The sequence below is a fragment of the Rathayibacter sp. AY2B5 genome (assembly GCF_002931645.1).
In the GTDB taxonomy this organism is placed as follows: Bacteria; Actinomycetota; Actinomycetes; order Actinomycetales; family Microbacteriaceae; genus Rathayibacter.
Window position 1 is genome coordinate 42,708 of the sequence record NZ_PSUE01000024.1, and the last position, 8,694, is coordinate 51,401.

An 8,694-nucleotide genomic window follows, 5' to 3' on the forward strand; every position below is an offset into this window, starting at 1 on the left:
TCACCCCTCGATCATTCCAGTTCGGATCGTGACGCAGGCGTCATGTGCTCGATACGCACCGCCGCTAAGGTCTCTCCCGTGCATCCGTTCTCCGACGCGTCCGCCGCGACCGCAGCACCCGCCTCCGCCACCGCCCCCTCCTCCGCCGATGGGACGACCGCGCCTCCGCTCGACGAGAGGATCCGCGCCGACGTCCACCTGCTGGGCGAGCTGCTCGGCCAGGTGCTCCGCGAGTCGGGCGAGCCCTCCCTCTACGAGGACGTGGAGCGCCTGCGCGCGCTCACGATCAGCGCCTACGACAGCGGCGACGCCGCCGGGACCGCGGAGGCGGAGGAGTTCGTCGCCTCGCTCACGCTCGAGCGCGCCGAGGAGGTCGCCCGGGCGTTCACCTGCTACTTCCACCTCGTCAACGTGGCGGAGGAGTTCCACCGCGTCCGCGTGCTGCGCCGGCGCGAGGCCGACGCCGGCGCGCAGTCGCCCGAGGACTCGATCCTCGCCTCGATGCGCCGGCTGACCGGGGAGCTCGGGGAGGACGAGGCGTTCGCGCGCCTGTCCCGACTGGAGTTCCGCCCGGTCCTCACGGCGCACCCGACCGAGGCGCGCCGCCGCGCAGTGGCCTCGACCATCCGCCGCATCAGCGACCTGCTCGAGCAGCGCGACGACCCGCGCATGGGCGGCGTCGTGCTGGTGGAGATCCGCCGCAGGCTGCTGGCCGAGGTCGACACGCTGTGGCGCACCGCTCCGCTGCGCGAGTCCAAGCCCACTCCCCTCGACGAGGTGCGCACCGCGATGAGCGTCTTCGACGAGTCGCTGTTCTCGGTGCTCCCCCGCGTCTACCGCCGCCTCGACGACGCTCTGCTCTGCGAGGGCTCGGGCACCCGGGCTCCGGTCGCACCGGCCTTCGTCCGCCTGGGCACCTGGATCGGCGGCGACCGCGACGGCAATCCCTTCGTCACCGCCGAGACGACCCTCGCTGCGGTGGACATCGCCTCCGAGCACGTCCTCATGGGCCTCGAGCGGGTCGCCCGCCGCGTGGGCCGCGCGCTGACCCTCGACGCGTCGACCACTCCCCCGTCGGCCGCCGTCGAGGCGCTCTGGGCCTCCTGCGTCGAGCGGGCTCCCGAGCTCGCCGCCGACATCGCCGAGCGCTCGCCCAACGAGGCGCACCGCCGCGTCCTGCTCTTCGCGGCCGAGCGCCTGGCGGCGACCCGCTCCGAGGGGCCGCTGGCCTACTCCGCCGCCGCCGAGCTGCTGGCCGAGCTGCGCACCCTCCAGGAGTCCCTGGTCGAGGCCGAGGACGTCCGCGCCGCCTACGGCGACCTCCAGGACTTCGTCTGGCAGCTCGAGACCTTCGGCTTCCACCTGGCCGAGATCGAGGTGCGCCAGCACTCGAAGGTGCACCGCGAGACGATCGCCGCGATCCGCGCCGGCGAGGAGCTCGACGAGCGCGGCCTCGAGGTCCTGTCGGTGTTCCGGGCGATCGCGAAGGTCCAGGAGCGCTTCGGCACCGACGCGGCGAGGCGGTACATCGTCTCCTTCACGCAGTCGGCCGACGACCTGCGGACGGTCTTCGAACTGGCCGAGGCGGCGACCGACGGCGTGCCGCCGATCATCGACGCGGTCCCGCTCTTCGAGACCTTCGCCGACCTCGACGCCTCGACCGACATCCTCGCCGAGATGATCCGACTCCCCCAGGTGCAGGCGCGCCTCGCGGCCACCGGCAACCGGCTCGAGGTGATGCTCGGCTACTCCGACTCGTCGAAGGACGTCGGACCGGTCTCGGCGACGCTCGCGCTCTACGACGCGCAGGCGCGCATCGCGCAGTGGGCGGCCGACGAGGGCATCGTGCTCACGCTGTTCCACGGGCGCGGCGGAGCGCTCGGCCGCGGCGGCGGGCCGGCCAACCGGGCCGTCCTCGCGCAGCCGCCCGGATCGGTGGACGGCCGCTTCAAGCTGACGGAGCAGGGCGAGGTCATCTTCGCCCGCTACGGCAACCCGGACATCGCCACCCGGCACATCGAGCAGGTGGCGGGAGCGACGCTGCTCGCCTCCTCCCCCGCGGTCGGCGAGCGCAACGCGGGCGCCGCGGAGCGCTTCGCCGAGGTGGCGGCGACGATGGACCGCGAGTCGCGCCGCCGCTTCTTCGAGCTCGTGAAGGCCGACGGCTTCGCGCCGTGGTTCGCCCGGGTCACCCCGCAGGAGGAGGTGGGCCTGCTCGCCCTCGGCTCGCGTCCGGCCCGCCGCGGCCTCTCCGTCGAGTCGCTCGAGGACCTGCGAGCGATCCCGTGGGTCTTCGCCTGGACCCAGGCCCGCGTCAACCTGACCGGCTGGTTCGGGCTGGGCAGCGCGCTCGAGGCCGTCGGCGACCTCGACCTGCTCCGCGAGGCCTACGCCTCCTGGCCGCTGTTCACGACGATGGTCGACAACGTCGAGATGTCGCTCGCGAAGACCGACGAGGGCATCGCCCGCCGGTACCTCGCCCTCGACTCCCGCGACGACCTCGCCGGACTCGTGCTCGACGAGATGGCGCTCACCCGCCGGTGGGTGCTCTCGATCACCGGCGAGGAGAGCCTGCTCACGGGCCACCGCGTGCTCGGCCGTGCCGTGCGCCTGCGCACCCCGTACGTCAACGCGCTCTCGCTCCTGCAGCTACGCGCACTGAAGGCGCTCCGCACCGACCCGGGCGGATCCGGGACGGAGCAGAACCAGCGGCTGCTCCTGCTCGCGGTCAACGGAGTCGCGGCGGGGCTGCAGAACACCGGCTGATCCCGGCTCGGAACGACGGAACCCCCGGCAGCCTCACGGCTGCCGGGGGTTCTCGTGCGTCTGCGGGCGCCTCCCGCCTGCGGAGCGGATCGAAGCGCCGCGCGGATCAGGCCTGCGGGGCGGCGCCGGCCTCCTGAGCGGCCTTCGCCTCCTCGTACTGGCGGCGCACCTCGACCATGTCGAGGCCGCGGACCTGCTCGATCAGGTTGTCGAGCGCGGGGGCGGGCAGGGCGCCGGGCTGAGCCATCAGCGGGATGCCGTCGCGGTACACCACGAGGGTGGGGATGGAGGAGATGCCGTAGCTCGCGGCGAGCTGCTGCTGGTCCTCCGTGTCGACCTTCGCGAAGGTGATGTCGGCGTTCTTCTCGCTCGTGGCCTCGAAGACCGGAGCGAACTGCTTGCACGGGCCGCACCAGTCGGCCCAGAAGTCGATGAGGACGATGCCGTCGGCGATCGTCTGGTCGTGGGAGTCGAGGGTCATCGCAGTCGTAGCCATGGGGGATGCAACCGGGTGCCCCCGCGGCCTATTCCCGGGCGGGATCGAGGAGGTCGAGCAGCGACCTCGGACCGACCACGGCGGCCCCGAGCGCCTCGACGCGGGCGGCCAGTCCACGGTCGGCCGTCACGACGACCGCGGTCTCGAGCGCGCCGACCAGCTCGACGATCGCGTCGTCGCCCGAGCCGTCGGCCGCGTGGACCGTCAGCCGCTCCGTGAGAGCGCCCGCCTCCGGACGGGCGGCGCACGCCACTCCCTCGAGCACCACGGCGATGCGCGGCCAGACCGTGTCGGCGTCGACCCCCAGGAGACGGCCGGGGACGCCGGCCTCCGCGAGGCGGGCCAGGGAGGCGAGGAGGCGCTCCGCGGCGCCGGCGCGGTCGCGCCACCAGCCGTCGGGGCGTGAGCCGACCACGTTGGCGGCGTCCACGACGAGCACCGGGATCGAGGAGCCGAGCGCGCGCAGACCCGGCCAGGCCGCTCCGAAGCCCGGGTGCAGTGGCAGGGAGTCGACCTCGTCGGAGGCGACCCAGCGCAGCTCGGTGCTCTCGGCGTCGCTGATGCGGGGAGTGAAGTGCTCGCGGGACTCGGCCAGGACGGTGGAGTAGCTCCACGGTCCGATCACGACGACGCTGGAGAGCACGGGCAGGATCAGGTCGGCGGGGACGCCCGCCTCCTCCTCCGACTCCCGGAGGGCCGCCTCGAAGGCCGTCTCCTCGGGGTGACGGGCGCCGCCGGGCAGCCCCCAGGTGTCGCCGAAGTGGCTCCAGCTGACGCGGTGCTGGAGCAGGACGCGTCCCGACGGATCGCGCAGGAGGAGGCCGGCGGCGCCGAAGCGCCCCCAGAAGCGGCGTCCGTCGCCGATCTCGACCCAGCCGTCGCCGAGCGACGCGTCGAAGGGGTGGCGCGGGAGCACGGCGTCCGCGCCGGGGTCCTCGCTGGTCATGCCCTCCAGCCTCCCACACCGCGCCCGCCGCGCCCGACCCCGACGGGCTGGCAGAATCGGACGATGCGCCGCTCGAGACCCCTCCGCCTCGCGACGCTCGCCTGGCTCGCGCTGATCGCCCTGATCACGCTGACGCCCGCGCCCTACCCGGCCGGGGAGCCCAACGCGCTGATCCGCGGGATCATCGCCTTCCTCGCTTCCACGCCGCTCACCGGCTGGTTCGACTTCGACGTGGCGGAGTTCACCGCGAACGTGCTGCTCTTCGTGCCGCTCGGTGCGCTGATCGCCGCGCAGCTGCCGGCGGGTCGCCGCCTGTGGGCCGCCGTCATCGGGCTCGCCGTGTCGGCGGCCGTCGAGACAGCGCAGCTGCTGTGGCTGCCGACCCGCGTCTCCGACGTGCAGGACCTCGTCTCGAACGGCAGCGGCTCCCTGATCGGCGCCCTGCTGACGATCGCGCTGCTCCGCTTCTCCCCCCGCCGCCGCTCCCGGAAGGACCGCACCGCCCATGCCCGCTGAGACCCTCGTCGTCCTCGACCGACCCTCCCTCGACGCCGAGGCGCACTCGCCGGGAGGACCCGCGCACCGCATCGATCCGAGCGGGCGCGGCGATCTGGACGTCACCGACCTCGGCTTCACCCGCGGCGACGGCGTGTTCGAGACGATCAACCTGGTCGACGGACGGCTGCAGGCGCTCGACGCGCACCTGGACCGCTTCGAGCGCTCGGCCCGGATGCTCGACCTGCCCCGGCCGGACCGGCCCGCCTGGCTCGAGGCGATCGGAGCGGCGGTGGCCGCGCACCCGCCCGTCGCCGAGGCGATGGTGAAGACGATCCTGACCCGCGGCGTCGAGGGAGGCGGGCGGCCCACCGGCGTCGTCTTCGTGCAGACCAGCCCGGACTTCGGCCCGGCCCGCCGCGACGGCGTGCGCGTGGTGCTCCTGGACCGCGGGCTGCGCTCCGACGTGCAGTCGACGTCCCCCTGGCTGCTCGCCGGCGCGAAGACGCTCTCGTACGCGGTGAACCGTGCGGCCGCGCGGGAGGCCGCCCGGCGCGGTGCCGACGACGCCCTGTTCGTGTCGAGCGACGGCTACCTGCTCGAGGGGCCGACCTCGAACCTCGTGCTGCTGACGGGCGGGGAGCTCGTGACTCCTCCGCCGAGCCTCGGGCTGCTGCCCGGCACCACGCAGGCCGACCTGTTCGCGCTCGCGCCGGGCCTCGGCCTCGGGACGGCGGTGCGTCCGCTGCGCTCGGGCGATCTGGAGGCGGCGGACGCGGCGTGGCTGGTCTCGAGCGCGCGCAACGCCGCTCCCGTCCGTGCCGTCGACGGGACCGACCGCCGCGTCGACGCCGACCTCTCGGTCCGGATCAACGCCGCGCTGCTCGCCCGCTGAGCGTCCGACCCTCCTCCGTGGGACGCCCCGCGCCGAGCGCGGACGGCGTCCCGGAGGAGAGAGGGCTCAGGAGAGGCCGTCGACGTCCGCGGGGCCGCGGCTGATCAGTCCGCCGCGGACGTGCTCGACGGTGGGGTCGAGCTGGACCGGATCGCGCTCGTCCGCCGCCTCGTCGTTGATCACGGCCGAGACGATGCCGCGCCAGTCGGTGCCCTCGGCCACGGCGTCCTCGGAGCCGACGCGGCGCGTGACGAACACGGCCTCCGACTCCTCGCCCGCGTGCGAGATGACGGCGAGGACGCCGACGGTGCGACCGCCCGGGTGCTCGATCCGCCACTCCTCGTGCCCGGACGGGACGAGCGAGAACTTCAGGCCCGCGTGCGGGAAGCCGGTGGGGCGCAGCTCGGACGGGGATCCGCTCTGCGGAGGCGCGCCGCGGGTGGGGACCCCGGTGCCCTCGCCGCTCGTCGTGCTCATGCCGACGTCGCCGCGGGTTCCGCCGGCTCCGGAGCTGTCGTTCGCCGCGACCATGCGGTCGTCGCCGCTCCGCAGCGCGTCGTCCGCTCCGGTGTAGATGCTGTCGTCTCGGTTCATGGGAACCTCCTTGTCGGCGGCCAGTGTAGGACCGCGGGGTGGGTGGCGAGCGGGCGCCGTTCGTAGACTGGGGGGATGCAGATCCCGGTGACCGGTGCCGTGCGGGTGGACGCGTGGCTCTGGGCGGTGCGCATCTACAAGACGCGCTCCGCCGCGACGACCGCGGCTCGGGCCGGCCACATCCGCGTCAACGGCGAGCGGGCCAAGGCGGCGCAGACCGTGCGGGTGGGCGATGAGGTCCGCGCCCGGATCGGCGGCTTCGACCGGGAGCTGATCGTCCGCGGACTCGTGGTCAAGCGGGTCGGTGCGCCGGTGGCCGCCGAGTGCATGGAGGACCGGACACCCCCGCCGCCACCCCGGGAGTCCGCGCCGGGCGTGATCGTCCGTGACCGCGGAGCGGGCCGCCCGACGAAGCGCGACCGGCGCGACATCGAGCGCCTCCGCGGATTCTGACCGCGCGACCCGGCAGCGGCCTCAGGGGGCGAGCGCGCGCAGGCGCTCCAGGAGCCCCTCCGCCGCCTCGTCGAGGAACCGCTGCTGCAGCTCGTCGCCGACCTGGACGAGGGCGATGTCGGTGAAGCCCGCCTCGATGTAGGGCACGAAGCTCTGGGCGAGCTCGTCGAGGTCGGGGCCGCAGGCGATCTGCTCGGCGACGTCCTCCGGGCGCACGAACTGGCTCGCTCCGGCGAAGCCGGCGGGGGTCGGCAGATCGGAGTTGACCGCCCAGCCGCCGGCGAACCAGCGGAACTGCTCGTGGGCCAGCGCCACTCCCTGCTCCTTGTCCGGCGCCCAGCAGATCGGGATCTGGCCGATCGTGCGCGAGGGGGCGGCGTCCGCACCGCGGACCGCGGTCCACTGCGAGATCAGCTCGGCGTCGGGCTCGGTCGTGATGAGGTGGTCGCCGATCGGCGCGAAGCGGGCGATCGACTTCTCCCCCGAGACCGCCAGGCCGATCTCGACCGGCGTGTCCGGCAGGTCCCAGATGCGGGCGGAGTCGACGCGGAAGTACTCGCCCTCCCAGGTCACCAGCTCGCCGGTGTGCAGCTCGCGGATGAGGTGGACGGCCTCCTCGAGCATGTCCTGGCGCACGGCGACCGAGGGCCAGCCCTCGCCGACGACGTGCTCGTTGAGGTTCTCGCCCGAGCCGAGGCCGAGCGTGAAGCGGTCGTCGGAGAGGATCGCGAGCGTCGCGGCCTTCTGCGCGACCACGGCCGGGTGGTAGCGGATGGTCGGCGCGGTGACGTAGGTCGTGAGGTCGATGGTCGACGTGGCCTGCGCGACCGCTCCGAGCAGCGTCCAGGCGTAGGAGGCGTGCCCCTGCTCGGTCAGCCACGGCGAGTAGTGGTCGCTCGAGACCGCGAACTCGAAGCCGAGCCTCTCGGCGTCGACCGCGTAGCCCACCAGCTGCTTGGGTCCGCTCTGCTCGGTCATCAGGGTGTATCCGAATCGCACCATCGTCCGTCCTCGTTCCGCTCGTCGTGGATGCCCGGGGGCACGTCCCATGGTGGGCGGGGCGCCGGATGCGCGCTAACCCCTTGCCGCGGTCGCGAGCGGCGGCTAGCGCGGCGTCAGACGAAGCGGATGCGGTTCTGCACGCGGGTGCGGACCTCGAACGACTCGCCGTACCCGCCGAGCCGCGGGTCGTCCGTGCCGGAGCGCAGCAGCTGCGGCAGCAGCGAGCGGCGGATGACGACGGCGCCCTGGTGCCTGCCGCGCTCGACCTGCTCGAACGGCTGCTCCAGCGCGTCGTCCGGCACGACCACGACGCTCGTCGAGAAGCGGACGCCCAGCTCGCGGCCGAGACGGCGCGCGGCCTTCGCGAGCGAGGCGATCGGCTTCTCGTCCTCGGCGATCCCGGGGCCCTCCAGCTCGCCCTTCTTCAAGCGGACCGGGTCGCCCCAGTCGGCGGAGGTCAGCGCGAGCAGGCCGGCCGGCCCGAGCACGAGGTGGTCGATCTTGAGCCCGCCGTCGCCGACCGCGACGTCGTTCCAGATCGTGTAGGCGATGCCGAGCGCGCCGACGAGCGCGGCCGTCGCCTCCTCGGCCTGAGCCTTCGCGAGCCAGGAGCGGATCTCGCGAGGAGCGGAGCGGACGATCGCCGGGTCGAAGGGGTCCTCGGTCTCGACGCCGCGGCCGAGCCACTCGCGCACCAGGCGCAGGTAGTACTCGCGCGCCGCGCCTCCCGGGTGACCGTAGGAGCGGGCGCGCACGGCCGAGGCGGTCTGCGGGCGCGGCGAGCCGGTGTACGGCGACTGCGGGGAGGACCTCCCGGGGGCGGGAGCGCCTCGGTCGTAGTCGCCGCGGGCGGAGGCGCTGCCGATCCGCTCCCAGGCGAGCTGCACCGCGTGGAACGACGCGGCGTCGCCTCCCGTGTCCGGATGGGTCTCGCGGAGGCGGAGCCGGTACGCCCGGCGGAGCTCGTCGTCGGACGCGGTGGCGGCGACGCCCAGCACCTCGTAGGGGGTGCGGGCGGCGTGGCTGTCGGGCATGTGCTTCCGGGAG

The 8,694-nt window shown here is 74.1% G+C and carries 9 protein-coding genes; 4 read left to right on the forward strand and 5 right to left on the reverse strand.

What is annotated here, in order from left to right; all coding sequences use genetic code 11:
* Positions 1 to 42 precede the first annotated feature (42 nt).
* On the forward strand, positions 43 to 2,766 hold the full coding sequence (locus C5C30_RS13870) for a phosphoenolpyruvate carboxylase (RefSeq protein WP_104333962.1): 2,724 nt from the start codon (positions 43 to 45) through the stop codon (positions 2,764 to 2,766).
* A 106-nt stretch (positions 2,767 to 2,872) separates the two neighbouring features.
* Here the strand turns inward: C5C30_RS13870 and trxA are convergent, their stop codons facing one another.
* A complete protein-coding gene (trxA, locus tag C5C30_RS13875) occupies positions 2,873 to 3,262 on the reverse strand; it encodes a thioredoxin (RefSeq protein WP_104225382.1) in 390 nt (129 codons plus the stop codon).
* A gap of 28 nt (positions 3,263 to 3,290) precedes the next feature.
* Entirely contained in the window at positions 3,291 to 4,208 is a 918-nt protein-coding gene (locus C5C30_RS13880; RefSeq protein WP_104333963.1) for an NUDIX domain-containing protein, read from the reverse strand.
* Positions 4,209 to 4,271: 63 nt separating this feature from the next.
* On the opposite strand from C5C30_RS13880, the gene C5C30_RS13885 reads away from it, so the two are divergent.
* Complete coding sequence (locus C5C30_RS13885) at positions 4,272 to 4,724, forward strand: VanZ family protein (protein WP_104222568.1); 453 nt, start codon at positions 4,272 to 4,274, stop codon at positions 4,722 to 4,724.
* Positions 4,714 to 5,598, forward strand: a complete 885-nt coding sequence (locus C5C30_RS13890; RefSeq protein WP_104333964.1) for an aminotransferase class IV — start codon at positions 4,714 to 4,716, stop codon at positions 5,596 to 5,598. The genes C5C30_RS13885 and C5C30_RS13890 overlap by 11 nt, the downstream gene beginning before the upstream one ends.
* A 66-nt stretch (positions 5,599 to 5,664) precedes the next feature.
* Here the strand turns inward: C5C30_RS13890 and C5C30_RS13895 are convergent, their stop codons facing one another.
* Positions 5,665 to 6,192, reverse strand: coding sequence for a hypothetical protein (locus C5C30_RS13895; RefSeq protein ID WP_104333965.1), 528 nt, complete (start codon positions 6,190 to 6,192; stop codon positions 5,665 to 5,667).
* Between the two features lie 75 nt (positions 6,193 to 6,267).
* On the opposite strand from C5C30_RS13895, the gene C5C30_RS13900 reads away from it, so the two are divergent.
* On the forward strand, positions 6,268 to 6,645 hold the full coding sequence (locus C5C30_RS13900; protein WP_181027140.1) for an RNA-binding S4 domain-containing protein: 378 nt from the start codon (positions 6,268 to 6,270) through the stop codon (positions 6,643 to 6,645).
* Between the two features lie 21 nt (positions 6,646 to 6,666).
* On the opposite strand, the gene C5C30_RS13905 is transcribed toward C5C30_RS13900, so the two are convergent.
* Positions 6,667 to 7,647, reverse strand: coding sequence for a TIGR03557 family F420-dependent LLM class oxidoreductase (locus C5C30_RS13905; protein WP_104222565.1), 981 nt, complete (start codon positions 7,645 to 7,647; stop codon positions 6,667 to 6,669).
* Positions 7,648 to 7,760: 113 nt separating this feature from the next.
* The coding region (locus C5C30_RS13910) for a DnaJ domain-containing protein (protein WP_258065970.1) at positions 7,761 to 8,694 on the reverse strand (934 nt) is incomplete at its 5' end.